This is a genomic window from Maricaulis maris (assembly GCF_036322705.1).
GTDB classification, from domain to species: domain Bacteria; phylum Pseudomonadota; class Alphaproteobacteria; order Caulobacterales; family Maricaulaceae; genus Maricaulis; species Maricaulis maris_B.
This window is the reverse complement of sequence record NZ_AP027270.1, coordinates 788,113-804,723: the sequence shown is the minus strand read 5'-3', so window position 1 is coordinate 804,723 and position 16,611 is coordinate 788,113. Positions and strand designations below refer to the sequence as shown.

Annotated in this window: 15 protein-coding genes; 4 read left to right on the top strand and 11 right to left on the bottom strand. The window is 64.8% G+C overall.

Annotated elements, in window-relative coordinates:
• Nucleotides 1–2: 2 nt before the first annotated feature.
• From AAA969_RS03610 to AAA969_RS03595, 4 genes are all read right to left on the bottom strand, one after another.
• Entirely contained in the window at nucleotides 3–464 is a 462-nt protein-coding gene (locus tag AAA969_RS03610) for a DUF2269 family protein (protein ID WP_338243736.1), read from the bottom strand.
• Entirely contained in the window at nucleotides 464–1,759 is a 1,296-nt protein-coding gene (locus tag AAA969_RS03605; protein WP_338243734.1) for an SDR family oxidoreductase, read from the bottom strand. Before AAA969_RS03605 ends, AAA969_RS03610 begins: the two co-directional genes overlap by 1 nt.
• A gap of 86 nt (nucleotides 1,760–1,845) precedes the next feature.
• Complete coding sequence (locus AAA969_RS03600; protein ID WP_338243733.1) at nucleotides 1,846–2,577, bottom strand: hypothetical protein; 732 nt, start codon at nucleotides 2,575–2,577, stop codon at nucleotides 1,846–1,848.
• Complete coding sequence (locus tag AAA969_RS03595) at nucleotides 2,561–3,061, bottom strand: single-stranded DNA-binding protein (RefSeq protein ID WP_338243730.1); 501 nt, start codon at nucleotides 3,059–3,061, stop codon at nucleotides 2,561–2,563. Before AAA969_RS03595 ends, AAA969_RS03600 begins: the two co-directional genes overlap by 17 nt.
• Before the next feature lie 339 nt (nucleotides 3,062–3,400).
• On the opposite strand from AAA969_RS03595, the gene uvrA reads away from it, so the two are divergent.
• Nucleotides 3,401–6,274: an excinuclease ABC subunit UvrA gene (uvrA, locus tag AAA969_RS03590; protein WP_338243728.1), complete on the top strand. Its 2,874-nt coding sequence runs from the start codon at nucleotides 3,401–3,403 to the stop codon at nucleotides 6,272–6,274.
• Between the two features lie 5 nt (nucleotides 6,275–6,279).
• Here uvrA and AAA969_RS03585 read toward each other — a convergent pair whose 3' ends face one another.
• From AAA969_RS03585 to AAA969_RS03570, 4 genes are all read right to left on the bottom strand, one after another.
• Nucleotides 6,280–7,161, bottom strand: coding sequence for a hypothetical protein (locus AAA969_RS03585; protein ID WP_338243726.1), 882 nt, complete (start codon nucleotides 7,159–7,161; stop codon nucleotides 6,280–6,282).
• A 98-nt stretch (nucleotides 7,162–7,259) separates the two neighbouring features.
• On the bottom strand, nucleotides 7,260–8,315 hold the full coding sequence (locus tag AAA969_RS03580) for a hypothetical protein (RefSeq protein ID WP_338243724.1): 1,056 nt from the start codon (nucleotides 8,313–8,315) through the stop codon (nucleotides 7,260–7,262).
• An 87-nt stretch (nucleotides 8,316–8,402) separates the two neighbouring features.
• Entirely contained in the window at nucleotides 8,403–9,293 is an 891-nt protein-coding gene (locus AAA969_RS03575) for a hypothetical protein (RefSeq protein WP_338243721.1), read from the bottom strand.
• Between the two features lie 86 nt (nucleotides 9,294–9,379).
• Nucleotides 9,380–10,552, bottom strand: coding sequence for an energy transducer TonB (locus AAA969_RS03570; protein ID WP_338243719.1), 1,173 nt, complete (start codon nucleotides 10,550–10,552; stop codon nucleotides 9,380–9,382).
• A 94-nt stretch (nucleotides 10,553–10,646) separates the two neighbouring features.
• On the opposite strand from AAA969_RS03570, the gene trmFO reads away from it, so the two are divergent.
• Nucleotides 10,647–12,047, top strand: coding sequence for a methylenetetrahydrofolate--tRNA-(uracil(54)-C(5))-methyltransferase (FADH(2)-oxidizing) TrmFO (gene trmFO / locus AAA969_RS03565; protein WP_425324987.1), 1,401 nt, complete (start codon nucleotides 10,647–10,649; stop codon nucleotides 12,045–12,047).
• Nucleotides 12,048–12,092: 45 nt separating this feature from the next.
• Here the strand turns inward: trmFO and AAA969_RS03560 are convergent, their stop codons facing one another.
• Nucleotides 12,093–12,788, bottom strand: a complete 696-nt coding sequence (locus AAA969_RS03560) for an SDR family oxidoreductase (protein ID WP_338243715.1) — start codon at nucleotides 12,786–12,788, stop codon at nucleotides 12,093–12,095.
• Between the two features lie 66 nt (nucleotides 12,789–12,854).
• The gene (locus AAA969_RS03555) at nucleotides 12,855–13,676 is read right to left on the bottom strand and encodes a squalene/phytoene synthase family protein (RefSeq protein ID WP_338243713.1); all 822 of its coding nucleotides are present in this window, start codon (nucleotides 13,674–13,676) and stop codon (nucleotides 12,855–12,857) included.
• Nucleotides 13,677–13,781: 105 nt separating this feature from the next.
• Here AAA969_RS03555 and AAA969_RS03550 point away from each other — a divergent pair, with 105 nt between their 5' ends.
• Nucleotides 13,782–14,387 carry a superoxide dismutase gene (locus AAA969_RS03550; RefSeq protein ID WP_338243711.1) on the top strand — a complete coding sequence of 202 codons (606 nt, stop codon included), beginning with the start codon at nucleotides 13,782–13,784 and terminating at the stop codon, nucleotides 14,385–14,387.
• 73 nt (nucleotides 14,388–14,460) lie between these two features.
• Nucleotides 14,461–15,729 (top strand): serine hydrolase domain-containing protein, encoded by a 1,269-nt coding sequence (locus tag AAA969_RS03545; protein WP_338243710.1) that lies wholly within the window; start codon nucleotides 14,461–14,463, stop codon nucleotides 15,727–15,729.
• 193 nt (nucleotides 15,730–15,922) lie between these two features.
• On the opposite strand, the gene AAA969_RS03540 is transcribed toward AAA969_RS03545, so the two are convergent.
• Nucleotides 15,923–16,531, bottom strand: coding sequence for a urate hydroxylase PuuD (locus AAA969_RS03540; protein ID WP_338243707.1), 609 nt, complete (start codon nucleotides 16,529–16,531; stop codon nucleotides 15,923–15,925).
• Nucleotides 16,532–16,611: the final 80 nt, after the last annotated feature.

Here is a 16,611-nt window from a genome sequence, read left to right as displayed (position 1 = left end):
GGCTAACCCGGCTTGGTGATCATCAGCCAGACAATGGCAATGAGCGCCGCAAAGGCAGGCCAGCCCAGCGCAAACCAGACCCGCATCAGCCGATGCACATCATCCGGGATGTCCGCACCGGTGGTCTCGGCCAGGCGTTGCTTGACCCGCATCTGGATCCACACCACCGGGAGCCAGCAGGCGCCGATAAAAAGGTAGAGCGCGACGCTCGCCATCAGCCAGGGCGCAGTCAACGACCAGCCGGCCACATGCGCCAGCGCCAGCCCTGACAGTGGCTGGGCGATCACCGCGCTTGCGGTGAACACCCAGTCGGCCAGCACGACGTGGCGCGCCACCAGGGCGAAGGCCGCGCGGTCACCGCTGCGCCAGGCCATCAGCATGAAGAAGGCGATGGCCGAGCCCGAGCCGAACAGCACGGCGGCGCCAAGGATATGGACCAGGCGCAGGACCGGGTAGAGCTCCATCAGCGCTCATCCTCGGTGGCGGCGATCATCAGGGCGAGCCCCATCATCGGCAGGAGTTTGAGTATCGGCCCGAGCGGATCAGCCCAGAGCGCGGGCGACATGACGCTCAGGACGACGACATAACCAACCGTGCCGGCGAGCATGATCGCGACCAGCGCGCGCACGCGCCACTTGGCCAGCATGCCCAGTCCCAGGGCGATATCAAACAGCGAGGTGGCCCAGAGCACGGGCAGCTGGACCGGGTCGGCAAACCCGCCGGCCTCCAGAAGCGCCAGTCCATTCGACTTCGCCAGGGTCAGCGCGAGCACACCGGTCATCAGCCAATAAAGACCCAACGCCCAGCGCGCGAGAGGCCGGACGAGACCGAGCCGCGCATGCCAGCGATCCTGAACACCGGCCGGATGGGCCGCCAGCCAGTCATGGAAGCCAAGCGGGGTGGCGCCGGTCGCGGCGCGCCAGGCCGTCGGGTCGCCTTCGACATCGAAGTCCAGCTGCTTGAGCGCATTGCTGCGCATCGAGGTGCGAATACCCATCCAGCCGAGCAGGTCGCCGAACAGGAAGGCCGGACGCGCCAGCCAGCGCGGGACTGCCCAGATCCGGCTCTCACCGAAGCCGAGCCAGCGGCGGTAGGCCCGCACCGTTTCGGCCAGGCTGACGCGCTCGGGTCCGGCCAGGTCGAACCGGGTCCGGCTCGGGGCAGCCGGCTCGGCGAGGCTGACCACGGCCTCGCACAAATCGTCCATGCCGATCGGCCGGAACACCTGCTCGCCACCGACAACCGGCGTCACCAGTGGAAGCCCGCACAGGCTGCGGATCAGTGCCGTCCCGCCATAGACATTGCGGGCGATCACCAGCGAAGGGCGCAGGATCAACCAGTCCAGGTCGCAGGCCGCGAGTGCCGCCTCTCCGGCGAGCTTGTCGTCGGCGTAGGCAGACCGGGCAGCGGCCTCGACCCCGACGGCAGAGAGATGAATGACCCGGCGGACGCCCGCCTGCTCACAAGCCCGGAACAGCGCCGCGGCGCCATCGACATGGGCGGCCCGGCTGTCATCGCCGAGCCCGTCCTGGAGGACGCCGACACAATTGACCACGACATCCACGCCCACGAGGCGTGGACGCCAGTCCTCGACCCGGTCATGGCGGAAATCACAGCCGACCCAGTCCAGCCAGGGCGAGCGCCTTTGCGCTGCATCGACGCCGCGCGCTGCAGCCCGGACGTCATGGCCGAGCGCATGAAAGCGGGCCGCGATATGAGAGCCGATGAAACCGCTGGCACCGGCAATCAGAACATTCATCGAAGCGCCCTCCCCGGACACGCCCCAGAGCGCACCGATTCAAGGCTGCCGTCCAGTTCGGACCGGCCCGCTGAGACCCGGATGCGCTATTGCGCCGTTGCCGCAGCGACAGCGTCGCGCATCATGGTGAGGTTGTTCTGCAGATTGGCCTCAATCCGACTGCGCACCGACGGCCAGCGGCTCTCGACGATCAGCCATTCATCGCTTGCCAGCGTGTCGCCATTCACGGCTGCAAAATACGCACTCGATCCGAAAGAACAGGCCCACCAGGGCGAGGCTTCGCTGGCGAAGGCGCCCTCGGTCTCGATCACGTGCTCGATCGCCTCGATGGTCAGCTCGGGACGGTTCGCGATGACCTGGACCACCACGTCGCCCGCATAGGCCGAGGCTTCGTTGATCACATCCAGTGCCGAGGAATCGAGGCAGCGGGCGGCGTCATACATCGTCCGCGACCGGCCCAGGAAATAGGCCTGAACCGCAAAGGTCGGATCGGATTCGGCTGTCAGCCGCGCCAGTTCAAACAGGAAAAAGGGCGGATTGACATCGCGCGAGGTCCAAAGGCTCTGCGCAACCTCGATGGTCTGTTCGGACGGCTGGCTCTGGAGCTGGTTCAGGATACCCAGCACATCACCCCAGGCCATGTCTCCGACCACGAAGTGGGCCTCGCTGCCATCCTCGCCGACCGGGACGATCACGATCTCGGGCGACCGGGCATTGGGGTCGGTGGCCTGGTCCTGGGCCAAACCGGCACCACCCGCCAGGCTGGTGGCGAGGACGCCGGCCGCGATCTGCTTGAGAAGGCTAGAACGGGATTTCATCATCGAGATCTGCATTGCGGAAGTCTTCCTTGGGTCCGTCAACCGAGCGCTGGCCGCCACCGGAGCCGCCGCCCATCTCGTCATAGCCGCCGCTGCTACCGCCGCCAAAGCTGCCGCCGGAACCACCTTCATTGCGGCCGTCCAGCATGGTCAGCTCGCCCCGGAAACGCTGCAGCACGACCTCGGTGGAGTATTTCTCCTGGCCGTTCTGGTCGGTCCATTTGCGGGTCTGCAGCTGGCCTTCGACGTAAACCTTGGAGCCCTTCTTGAGGTAATTCTCGGCGACCTTGGCGAGATTGTCGTTGAAGATCACGACACGGTGCCACTCGGTCTTCTCGCGGCGTTCGCCGGAGGACTTGTCGCGCCAGCTCTCGGAGGTCGCGACCGAGAGATTGACGACCGGGTCGCCATTGTTCATGCGGCGAATTTCCGGATCACGTCCCAGATTGCCGACCAGAATTACCTTGTTGACGCTTCCCGCCATCGCCCGTTCTCCATCCTTGCAGCCTCGCCTCTCCGGGCGGGCCGCCTAGTGTTCACATTCTGTTCCGCGCGTCAATTCCGGACCGCGAGTCGGGCGATTTGAAAGGAGGCGGCGAGGAGAGTCCAGCCAACCGACTCAGGCCAATCACATTTGGCCCCGCCCCCTGCTGCCACAACGCTGTCAGGGGTCCCGCGTACGGCGCTGGACCCGGACCCGTGTGCGTCCTATTTCAGGGCGATCATGTCGTGCGCTGGACAGATCGTGCGATGTTCCCCTAACGTTCCAGACCGGTTGTGATTCCCAACCGACAGGCGCGACCGACCGGAGACAGGCAGACGCATGGCGCTCGACAAAATCCGCGTGCAAGGCGCACGCGAGCACAATCTCAAGAATGTTTCCGTCGAACTGCCGCGCGACAAGCTGATCGTGTTCACCGGCCTGTCCGGCTCCGGCAAGTCTTCGCTCGCCTTCGATACGATCTATGCCGAGGGCCAGCGCCGCTATGTCGAGAGCCTGTCGGCCTATGCCCGCCAATTTCTCGAGCTGATGTCCAAGCCTGACATGGATTCGATCGAGGGCCTGTCGCCGGCCATCTCGATCGAGCAGAAGACGACCTCGAAGAATCCGCGCTCGACGGTCGGGACCGTCACCGAGATCTACGACTATATGCGCCTGCTCTGGGCCCGCGTCGGCATCCCCTACTCGCCGGCGACCGGCCTGCCGATCGAGAGCCAGACGGTGAGCCAGATGGTCGACCGGCTGATGGCGCTGGAGGACGGCTCCCGTCTCTATCTGCTGGCGCCGGTCGTGCGCGGCCGCAAGGGAGAGTACCGCAAGGAATTCTCCGAGTGGCTGAAGGCCGGCTTCCAGCGGGTCAAGGTCGATGGCGAATTCTACACGCTGGAAGACGTCCCCGCGCTCGACAAGAAGTTCAAGCACGACATCGACGTCGTGGTCGACCGGATCGTGATCAAGCCGGACATCGAAAGCCGCCTCGCCGACAGTCTCGAGACCGCCCTGCGCCTGGCCGATGGCATTGCGGTGGGCGAGTTCGCCGACCGCAAGGACGCGGACGACAAGGCCGAACGCCTGGTCTTCTCCGAGAAGTTTGCCTGTCCGGTCTCCGGATTCACCATCTCCGAGATCGAACCGCGACTTTTCTCTTTCAACAATCCCTTCGGCGCCTGCCCGAGCTGTGACGGGCTGGGCCAATCACTCAAGTTTGACGAGGACCTCGTCGTCCCGGACCGCGACAAACCGCTCTCGGACGGCGCCATCGCACCGTGGAGCCGGGCAACCTCGAAACTCTATCAGCAGACCCTGCAGGCCCTCGCCGGCCATTTCGGCGGTGACATGTTCCAGGCCTGGCGCGACCTGCCGGAGCCTTTCCGCAAGATCGTTCTGTTCGGCACCAAGGAGAAGGTCACCTTCGTCTATGAGGACGGGCTGAGGAAGTTCGAGACCCAGAAGCCCTTCGAGGGCGTGATCCCCAATCTCGAGCGGCGCTGGCGCGAGACCGACTCGAGCTGGGTGCGCGAAGACCTCGCCCGCTTCCAGTCGGCCCAGCCCTGCGAGACCTGCGGCGGCCGACGCCTCAAGCCGGAAGCGCTCAGCGTCAAGATCGATGGCCATGACATCGCCGACGCGACCAAGCTGTCCATCCGCAAGGCGCGTGACTGGTTCAGCGCCGTGGAAGACACGCTGACACCCAAGCAGCGCCAGATCGCCGAACGCATCCTCAAGGAAATCCGCGAACGCCTGAAGTTCCTCGTTGATGTCGGGCTGGACTATCTCACCCTCGACCGGGCCTCGGGCACGCTGTCAGGCGGCGAGAGCCAGCGGATCCGTCTGGCCAGCCAGATCGGCTCCGGCCTGACCGGGGTTCTCTACGTGCTCGACGAGCCCTCGATCGGCCTGCACCAGCGCGACAATACCCGCCTGCTGGAAAGCCTGCGCGGACTGCGTGATCTGGGCAATACGGTGATCATTGTCGAACACGACGAGGAGGCCATCCTGACCGCCGATTATGTGGTCGATCTCGGCCCGGCCGCCGGTGTCCATGGTGGCGAAGTCGTCGCGGCGGGAACGCCCGAGGAAGTCACCGCCAATCCCGACAGCCTGACAGGTCAGTATCTGCGCGGCACACGCCGGATCGAGGTGCCGACCAAACGCCGCAAGATCGACAAGAAGCGCACCGTGAAAGTCGTCGGCGCCACCGGCAACAATCTCAAGACCGTCGATGCGGAATTCCCGCTCGGTGTGTTGTCCTGTGTTACCGGTGTGTCCGGTGGCGGCAAGTCGACCCTGACCATCGAGACCTTCTACAAGGCTGCGGCCCGCAAGCTCTCCAAGGCCCAGCAGGTGCCCGCCCCGCACGACCGGATCGAGGGCCTCAACCGGCTCGACAAGGTCATCGATATCGACCAGTCGCCGATCGGCCGTACCCCGCGCTCCAACCCGGCCACCTATACCGGCGCCTTCACCCCGATCCGCGAATGGTTCGCCCAGCTGCCCGAAGCCAAGACGCGCGGTTACAAGCCGGGCCGCTTCTCCTTCAATGTGAAGGGCGGACGCTGCGAGGCCTGCCAGGGCGATGGCGTGGTGAAGATCGAGATGCACTTCCTGCCGGACGTCTTCGTGCCCTGTGATGTCTGCCACGGCAAACGCTTCAACCGCGAGACGCTGGAAATCCAGTTCAAGGGCAAGTCGATCGCCGACGTGCTCGACATGACGGTCGAGGAAGGCGCTGACTTCTTCAAGGCCGTGCCCGCGGTGCGCGACAAGATGGAGACGCTCAAGCGCGTTGGTCTCGGCTATGTGAAAATCGGCCAGCCGGCCAACCAGCTCTCCGGCGGTGAGGCCCAGCGGGTCAAGCTGTCCAAGGAATTGTCCAAACGCGCGACCGGCAAGACGCTCTACATTCTCGACGAGCCGACCACCGGCCTGCATTTTGAGGATGTCCGCAAACTGCTGGAAGTCCTGCACGAGCTGGTCGAGGCCGGCAATACGGTCGTGGTCATCGAGCACAATCTCGACGTGATCAAGACCGCCGACTGGCTGATCGATATCGGGCCCGAAGGCGGTGATGGCGGCGGCGAGATCGTCGCGGTCGGCACACCGGAAGACGTCGCCAAGGTCGAGCGCAGCTGGACCGGGCGTTACCTAGCCCCGATGCTGGAGCGGGCGAAGGAATTGCGGAAGAAGGCGGGTTAGCCTGGCTACCCGACCCCGCCCTCTGCTTGGGCTTCCGCCTCGGCAATCGCGCGCATCCAGTCATCATCACGGCCACTGATCGCCATCGCGTAGTAGGCCGTCACGCTGTAGCCCATCAGCGTGACCGGCAGGCTCAACACCATGTTGACGAAGGCAAAGGGTAGCAGCTGAGCCAGGCCGGGCCGCGGCCCGCCGGTCAGCATCTGCATCATTTCCTGCTGCAGGTTGAAGGAGGGGATCACCAGGCCGAGCGCCATCATTACGATGCTGGCGGCAATCATGGCCGCGACGACGACCAGCCAGGCCATCAGGACGGAGCCGATCCGGCCCTTCATGGCCTGCCAGGTCGCCGTGATGGCAAAGCGGTGCGTCATTGCGCTGAGCGCGGCTGCCGGGGTCAACCGGAGGCCGATATAGACCACCGCCACGGTGACGGCCGGAACCACAAAAATCCCCAGAAAAGCCAGCAGCGGAACCAGGCTCACGAGGACCACGGCGATGACGGTCACGACCACCATCGCAACCAGGTAGGTCGCGAACAGCGCCAGAAGCACTGCCAGCGCCCAGAATTCCTCGGCGCCAAAGCGGAAGGGAATGAGGCCATTACCCTGGCCGGTCGTCAGCAGACGCATCCAGGCTGCAAAGGGCAGCGCCCAGCTGATCAATCCGATCGGCAGCATCACCGCCAGGCTGGCGAAATAGGACGCCATGGCCGGACCGACTTCCGCGCCGGGGGCCGGCGGCACTGGCTGCAGGGTGAGCTGCAGGAGACTGACCAGAAAGAACCAGACGAAGGTCCAGCCCGCCAGCACGGTCGTCGAATTCGGCCGCAGTTTCCCGACAACCAGGAACAGGGCGACCGCGTTCATCGGATTGATGTCTTTCATGAATTTCCCCAGCGCTTCGTGTGCCTCTAGCATGGCCAGACGCAAGCAACCAGACCGGGGTTCGTCCCCCATCGGTTTGCCGGCATGATCGCTGCCCGTCAGCCCTCGCTGGGCGAGGCGCCCATCGGGTGATCCTTGCCGAGGACCGGAGCGTCGCCCGCCTCGCCCTCGCCGCCGCTGCGGACGCGCACGGCGTTATAGGCACCGACCGAATGCCAGATCCCTTCCAGAAGGACCTGAATCGCGTAGAGCACCGCAAAACCGGCGATCATCGCCACAATCGTGCCCGGCTCGGTGAAGCTGGACTGGAGGCTGGCGAGCACGGCGTCCGGGTCCGCCATCTGGCCGTGGTCGGCCAGGTCGACGAATTCGATGATCATGGGCAGGAAAGCCGCGAGCAGAATGAGTTGAACGATGACGCCCAGAATGCCGCCGACAAGACCCATCAGGACATAAACGACAACATAGCTGGCCAGCAGTGCCCAGAAGACGCCCTTGCTGGCCTCCCAGCTCTCGAAGAAGCGCAGACGGCCATCCAGCACGGTCAGCGCCGGTGCCGAGGCCAGGCGGACGCCGAGAATGACCAGGCCAATCAGGACACCGAGCACCCCGGTGCCGATCAACAGGCCTGCACTAATCCCCATCGCAGCGGAACCGCCACTATCCTGGGCCATCATGATGGCGCCGAAGCCGAATAGACCCAGCACGGTGACAATCCCGAAATAGGCCATGACCGCCACCGCGAGGTAGAGCAGGTTGACGCCGATCAGGCGCAGCTCGTCGCCACCGAGGCGCAGCGGGATGACCGGCTTGATCTCGCCCTTGGTCAGGAAGCGCAACCAGGCCGCCTGGAACATCACGGCAAGCAACAGCGTGACCGGAACAATCAGGAAGCCGTAAGTGAGGAATGGCATCATGACGTCGAGGACCAGGCGGGCCGCCTCGGCGTCCGCGAGATGGCCGGTCGCATCGGCCCCGATCAGCTCGAACAGGTTGAGATAGGCCGGGCCCATCACCAGCACGCCAACGCCCATCAGGGCCAGCACACACAGGGTCTGGAACAGCATCAGCCAGAGCGCGCCGGCCGGTCGTTCGCCGAAGCGGATGAAAAACCAGAAGATGCCCTTGCCGATATCAAAGCTCTGCGTGGCCATGTCAGCCCCCTGCCTTTGCGTCATGATGGTCCCATCATGCGCAATCCGGGGCAAAGCACCACCGGGAAGCGGGCTGGATCCGTCCCGCTAGGCGGTTTCGGCGCTGCGAACCTTGTAGAACTGGGCATAGAGACCTGCCATCACCGGCAGGTTGATGACCGAGAACAGCCCCGTCACCCGCAGATATTCCGGCGCCCGGGCAAACCCGCCCGACGTCATGACTTCGTCGCCGACGGTCACGGGCGTCATCAGGGGGCGTGCGTCGAGGGCAAGACAGACAAGCTCGTAAAGACCGATCTGGACCAGCATCAAGGGCAGTGCCGCCAGCGCCATGGCCCCCAGAATCCGCCAGGCCTGGCCTTCGCTCAGCGTCCACACCGACAGCACCCGCACAGCCTGTTGGGCGAAACTGGCCGGGAAGGACATCGACAAGCGGGCGACCAGCCAGGCGACCAGCAGGAAGGCGATCCCGTTGACCACCCAGGCGGCAACCCAGTCCGCGGTCGACATGTAGCTCATGGCGGTCGGCAGATCGACGCCGGCCGCTTCCGGATCAATGCCGGCCTGCTCGATGGCACCACCGGCAATCGTGCTGAAGACGACAAAGGCAAACATCGCGGTCAACAGGGCGACGATCAGCACCAGGGCCGCATTGAGCAGCGCCACCACGAACAATCGCCACTCATCACCGCCGAGGCGCAAACCCCACTGGCCCGCATATTCGCCGCGCACCGCCAGCCGGAAACTCATCGCCGAAAAGGCGAGGCTACCCACCGTCAGGGCAATCATCGCCGTGGCGTCAAGGGTCAGCCAGAAGCCGGACAGTGGCGCACCCAGCGCCTTCTGGGCGAGCCAGAGCTGAACGGCATAGGCCAGCGTGAAGGGCGCAGCGGCCAGCAGGAAGCGGCGCCAATGGGCATACAGGAAGCTGTAGGCGGCACCCGCACTGCGCAGGACGGGGATGGGCTGACTGGACATGACGGCTCCGAAGGACACCGGCACAGAGATACCGCCCTGCCCGCAAGGATCAAGCGCGACGCGCGGTCGCGCACAGACAGGGTGCGTCAGCGCCGCATACGAAAGTCAAAGCGGGTTACGACGCCCTCGCGACGCACCGGAACACCGTCGCGTGTCGCCGGTTCATAGGTCCAGTCTTCAATGGCATTGATTGATGCTTGATCGAAGACACCGGGCGGGAAGGAGCCGGTCACTTCAATCGCGTCAGTGCGGCCCTCCTCGGTCACAGCGAAGGTCGCATAGACAACACCATCAAGATCCGAGTAGGCCGCTTCCATCGGATAGCTGGGTTCACGCCGCCTGATCGGCGCAGCATCACAACACGGAACCCCTTCATCCGTCCCGTCGGCTTCGTCAGCCTCATCCTCGGCCTCGGACGCCAGATAGCGCGCGGTGTGGAAAGGGTTCTCGGCGAGACGCGCATTGAGACGCGACTCGGGCCCCTCATCACCACCGCCCGCCTCATCATCGAACCGGGCGCCGCGCGCTGAAACCAAGGCCGCCCTCATCGTCCGCCTGTCGGGATGATCAGGAGCCTTTTCCTCCATGACGTCGATCGCCATGTGCAGCGAATAGGTCGCCGCATCAAAGTCGCGGTCCAGCGTCTGCGAGATTCCAGCATAGAACAGGGCGAGCCCATAGCTGGCGGTCGGCTCGACCAAGGATATCTCAAAGGCCGCCGCTGACTGCAAGGCCGCCTCGCCAGCCTCGTGAATACGACCGCGCCCCATCGCCAGCGCGGCCCGCGTCAGGAAGGCATCTCCGGCGAAATCTGCCGCAGGAGCAAGGGCGGCACCCAATTCTTCCAGCGCATTCGCCGCGTTGCGGGAGCAGGCGTAGGCGTCACTCCGATCCTCGTTATGGAGCGCAACCAGAGCCGCATTGTGCCAACGCCAGGCGCGCTCGACCGGATCGGCATTGGCCCGGTCCGAAAGGCGGGCCGCGTTTCGCCACGCAAGTTGAGCGGTCTCGTATTCTCCGTTCAAGGACGCGGCAAACCCGTAATTTTCAGCCAGGGTCGCCAGCGTGGCTCGGTCGATACCGGCCTCATCACCGGCCTCGTAAGCGCCCCGCGCACTCTCGAGCAGTGCAACGGTGTCGCCGGCATCCAATGCCGCCTGATACGCCCGATAGGCGGCTGTAACCTCTGGCGGCAGCCCTTGCGCGCCAGCTGTTGCCGTGACCATCAGCGCCAATAGCGCAACCCAAACCTGCTTCATGACGCAACCCCCCGTTGATCACGAGCTTTGACCGGGCACCGCAAGGCGTCAAGTCTGCCCGCGCCCGCTTGACTCCCTCGTCCCCCGGCTCGATATGCCGCGCATGACAGATCAAGCGATAAAACCCGTTCACGTCATCGGCGGCGGCATGGCCGGCTCCGAGGCAACCTGGCAGCTCGTCTCCAAGGGCGTTCCTGTCATCCTGCACGAGATGCGCGGCGTGAAGGGCACTCACGCCCACCATACCGACGGGCTGGCCGAGCTGGTGTGCTCGAACTCCTTCCGCTCGGATGATCACCGCACCAATGCGGTCGGCCTCCTGCACGAGGAAATGCGCCGCCTCGACTCGATCATCCTGCGCCAGGGTGATGCCGCGCGCCTGCCCGCTGGCGGGGCGCTGGCTGTCGATCGCGACGTCTTCTCGCAAGCCGTCACGAAAGAGCTCTCCGAGCATCCGCTGGTCACCATCAATCGCGAGGAAATCCCGGCCCTGCCGCCGGAGGACTGGGACAGCGTCATCATCGCCACCGGTCCGCTGACCTCGGAAAGCCTGTCCGAGGCGATCCTGAAGGAGACCGGCGAAGGCGAGCTGGCCTTCTTCGATGCCATCGCCCCGGTGGTCTACCGGGACAGCGTCAATACCGACAAAGCCTGGTTCCAGTCGCGCTATGACAAGGGCGAGACCGAAGCCGAGCGCAAGGCCTATCTCAACTGCCCGATGGACAGGGACCAGTATGAGGCCTTCATCGACGCGCTGATCGCGGCGGAGAAGACCGAGTTCAAGGAATGGGAAGCCAACACCCCCTATTTCGACGGCTGCCTGCCGATCGAGGTGATGGCCGAACGCGGTCGCGAGACCCTGCGCCACGGGCCGATGAAACCGGTCGGCCTGACCAATCCGCACAATCCGACCGTCAAGCCCTGGGCCATTGTCCAGCTGCGCCAGGACAATGCGCTGGGCACGCTGTTCAACCTCGTCGGCTTCCAGACCAAGATGAAATACGGCGCCCAGGGCGAAGTCCTGCGCATGATCCCCGGCCTGGAGGAGGCGCGCTTTGCCCGCCTTGGCGGCATTCACCGCAACACCTTCCTCAACTCACCCAAGCTGCTCGATGCGCAATTGCGCCTGAAGAGTCAGCCGCGCCTGCGCTTTGCCGGGCAGCTGATCGGTGTCGAGGGCTATGTCGAGAGCGCTGCGATGGGCCTTTTGGCCGGACGCTATGCCGCCGCCGAGCGACTTGGCGGGAGCCTGACACCGCCACCGGCGACCACCGCGCTCGGCGCGCTGATCGCCCATGTCACAGGCGGTCACCTGGATAGCGGCAAGGGCTCTTTCCAGCCGATGAATGTCAATTTCGGCCTTTTCCCGCCGATCGAGCAGCCCACCGTCGATGCCGAAGGCAACCGCATCAAGGGCAAGGCCAAGACCCCGGCCCGCAAGACCGCGATGTCGCAGCGCGCGCTCGACGATCTGGCGAGCTGGCAGGCGGGCTGAGCCAGGCCTCAGCTCCGGGCCAGGGCCTGCGACGATACTGCCCGACTACCAGGGCAGGTCCTGGCCAGAGACGTGATAGAAGCGGCCGCTCATCACCGGATTGCCATAGGCACGGGCGATCAGGTCGAGCTGGCCGGACACCGATTCCTGGACCGTGAGCTGGCCATTGGGGCCGCCCATGTCGGTCTTGACCCAGCCGGGGTGCAGGATCAGCACGACGATGCCGCGATCCTTGAGATCGACACTGAGCGACTTGCCGATGGCGTTGAGCGCGGCCTTGGAGCCACGATAGCCGTACGCTGCACCGCTGCCATTCTCGCGGATCGAGCCCATGCGCGAGGACTGCAGGGCGATGACCTTCATCTCGGACTGGGCGACCTGGTCGACAAAGGCCTCGACCAGCGCCAGCGGCGCGATCGTGTTGACCTTGAACTCTTCCACCATCGCCGCACCGGCGGCACGGCCGAATTTGCGTGTCTCCGGGGCCATCATCCCGGCATTGGCAAACAGCAGGTCGACCGGCCCCGTCACGACCTTGGCGAGGGCCTCGGCGCTCTCGGGGTCAGCTGCGTCATAGGCGTGAATATCCAGCTTGCCCGTGCCAACCGGCAAAGCGCGAAGCTCGGTCGCTGCATCCGGATCCCGCACGGCGGCGCTGATATGCCAGCCGCGGTCGAGCAATTGCCGGGCATGCTCCAGCCCCAGTCCGCGATTGGCTCCGGTAATCAGCGCGTGATGCATGGTCGTCTCCTTGGTTGCCGCCATGTTGAACGCGGGCGCCCCTCGGAAGCAAGAGGGCGGGACTGTCTATCGACCGCTTAATGCCAGCCATGTCAGTCGCAAGCGCCGGGCGAGCGGATTGATGTCCGGCGCGAGGGCATAGGGGCTGTCCGGCAGACGGCCGAGATGCCAGGCCGCGAGGCGGCAATAGCCCATCGCCGGAACCGCCTCGGCTGGCAGCGGACCGAACCCGGCAAGGGTCCGGCAGGCGTCACGAGCGGCGGCGATCACCGGCTGGCGCGCCTGCGCCACCTTCTCGGCGCCGAGACCCTGCGCCAGCATCGCCGGGGTGACAGCGACCTGACCGAGACTGTCTCCGCCGACCGGGGCGCGACCGATCCGCGCCCGCAACGGGAAGGCCCGCAGGAGACCGGTCAGCCCCCAGGCGCGTCCCGCTGCAAGGGCAATCCCTGCCGGCAGCGAAGCCTCGGCACCGACCGTGCGTAGTCCAAGCCGGACGAGCAGGCCGGAGGTGGCATCGACATAGGCAAGGACATCATCAAGATCCCGGAAAGGCCGGGCGGCGATATCGTCGAAGCGAGCCTCGATCAGGGGGGAAAGATCGGCGAACGGGATGCGGTCGGTGAGCGGCGCCAGGCCCTCGGTGACATCGTGGCGACGCACCTTGGGCGTCGCGGCATAGAGGTCTGCGACGGCGTCGCGCCACCAGGTCAGCTTCATCTCGCCGATCAGGCTCTCCGAGCTGGAATCCGCAGCCTTGCCGAGCTCGTGATTGAGCCCGTAGAGCGCCAGCAGACCGGCCCGGTCATCGGGCTGGGCGAACAGCGCGCAGAGATAGCGATCCGGGTCGGCGGTGTGCAGCAAGCTGTCGATTTCCTTGGCCATCATGCGTCTCTCCGGTGGACATCAGCGCGACTGACACCATATGTGCAGGCATCAAACCGGCCCTCCGGGCCGACCCTGTTTCCGTCTACGTCACTGTAAGAGGTTCTCATGGCTTTCACTTTGCCCGATCTTCCCTACGCCAAGGATGCGCTGGCCCCTCATATCTCCTCCCAGACGCTCGATTTCCACCACGGGAAGCACCACAATGCCTATGTCGGCAAGCTGAACGGGCTGGTCGAGGGCACCGACATGGCGTCGCTGTCGCTGGAAGACGTCATCAAGAAGAGCGCAGGCGATGCCTCAAAGGCCGGCATTTTCAACAATGCCGCCCAGATCTGGAACCACACCTTCTACTGGCAGTCCATGCGTCCCAATGGCGGCGGTGCGCCGACCGGTGACCTGGCCGCGATGATCGACCGTGACTTCGGGTCGCTCGATGCCTTCAAGACCGCCTTTGCCGATGCCGGCGCCACGCAGTTCGGCTCCGGCTGGGCCTGGCTCGTCCTGGCCAATGGCAAGCTGGAAATCCGCAAGACGCTGAATGCGGAAACGCCGCTGACCGAAGAGGGGGTCACCCCGCTGCTGACCATGGACGTCTGGGAGCACGCCTATTACCTCGACTTCCAGAACCGTCGCCCCGACTACATCACCAGCTTCCTCGACAATCTGGTGAACTGGGAATTCGCGGCTGAAAACCTCGCTGCGGCCCAATAAGCCCCTCGTCAGAACGACGCAGACGCCCTAACCTTCCCCTCGGTCGATAAACATATCCCGAGGGGACGGTTAGATGGCGTTCAAACATGCCTTGGCAGCGCTGGCGCTCGCCACGACAGCGATCCTGCCCGCCTGTGCGCAGGACATTCAGACAGTCGAAACACCCGCAGCGCTGGGTTTTGACCCGGCAGCCCTGGACGCGCTCGATGCCCGTCTGGACCAGCTGGCCGCGGAAGGCGCCCGGCCGGGTTATGCCGCGATCATTGCCCGCGGCGAGCAGATCGCCTTTGTCTCCGAGGCCGGGATGATCGATCTCGAAGCCGGAACCCCCTTCACCGTGGACAGCCCGGTCCGCATCGCCTCGATGAGCAAGCCGGTGACCGCCGTGGCGGTGATGATGCTGGTCGAGCGCGGGCTGGTCTCGCTCGATGACCCGGTCAGCGACTACATTCCCGAATTCGCCGATATCCGGGTCGCCGTCTCGCCGATGGCCGATGAGAATGGCGAGATCGCCACGCGGGCGCCGGCGACCGTGATGACGGTCGAGCACCTGCTCACCCATACCTCCGGCCTCGGCTATATCTTCGAGAACCAGACCGATCTGGGGCGCCTCTATCTGGAGACCTCCCTCTATGCCGGCGAGGGCAATCTGGAAGCCCGCATGCAGCAGCTCTCCACACTGCCGCTCTATGCCGATCCGGGTCAGCGCTGGATCTATTCCTATTCTCTGGACGTCGCCGGAAGGGTCGTCGAAGTCGCGTCCGGCATGCCGTTCGAGGACTTCCTCGAGACCGAGATCTTCACCCCGCTCGGCATGAATTCGACCGGCTTTTTCTTCGATTATGTCGATTTCGACGAAGCCGACATGTCGCCGCTCTATGTCCACACAGAAAGCGGCGATATGGTCGAAACGGAGCAAGCCAACCCGAGCTGGGCGTCCGGCGGCGGCGGCCTTGTCTCGACGGCCTCTGACTATATCCGCTTTGCCATGATGCTCGCCAATGGCGGGACGCTGGGCGATGTCCGGATCCTGGCGCCCGAGACCTTTGCCGAGTTCAGCCGGCCGCGCCTGACCGCTGAGCAGCTTGGTGATGGCTGGACGGGCCGTAATTTCGCGCTCGGCATGGACGTGGTGATGCCACCAGCCGAGGGCCAGCAGGCCGCGGGCGTGCCCGGGGATCTGAGCTGGGGCGGGATGTTTGATACCGATTTCTTCGTCAGCCCGCAGACCCGCACCGCGGCCGTGATCATGACCCAGATCCAGCCGTCCCGGTATCGCCCCGAGCCGCGCACCCTGCGTGTCTTCCGGCCGATGGTGTATGCCAGCTTCGCCTTCGACTGAGGCGACCAACAAAAACTGCACCGGGCGCGACGGAAATCCGATCCGCCCTGCGTTGGACAGGGGCAAACGGGCCGCAACCCCTCCCTGACCTCGCAGGCCCGGATGTTCACGTACCCCCCGAACGTGAACAGGGCCCGCCGGTTGATCCGGCGGGCCCTGAACGTTTCAGCGCGGTTTGGCGTCGGCCCCCGTGCTAGCCAAACACGGTCTGCGCCATGGCCATCGCAATCAGCATCGGGAAGGACAGCAGCGTGTTGGTGCGTGAGAACAGCATCGCCGTGCGCGCCGCCTTCGGCTTGGCCTCGGCATCGGCCTCGACCATGCCCAGGGCGATCTTCTGGTTGGGCCAGATCACGAACCAGACATTGGCCGCCATGATGATGGCCAGCCACATGCCGATCCCGATGAAGGAGTATTGCGGCGTGTAGGTATCAGCCAGAAGGCCGAGGCTCAGCACTTCGGACGTGTAGCCGCGCATGCCGGCCACCGCGAGACCGGTGACCACGGTAAAGGCTGCGCCCCAGCGAAACCAGAACAGGGCTGCCGGCGCGATCACCTTGCCGATCGCCGGCTTCTGCTCGTCCGGGATCTTCGGCATGTTCGGAATCTGCACGAAGTTGAAATACCAGAGCAGACCGATCCACATGATGCCCGAGACCACATGCGTCCAGCGGGCAAAGCCCTGCCAGAACGCCCCATCGATCGCGATCGCGCCGGACATCACATAGGCGCCCAGATAGATCGCCGCGAGCACGAAGGAGACGATTACCGTCGTGCGTAGATTGCTGAGAATTGCAGCCATTATTCCCTCCCCATCTGCCAGAATCACTCTGTCAGTTGAAGGAAAATACGGCGAATTCGCGTCTCAGGATAGTCCGGCTC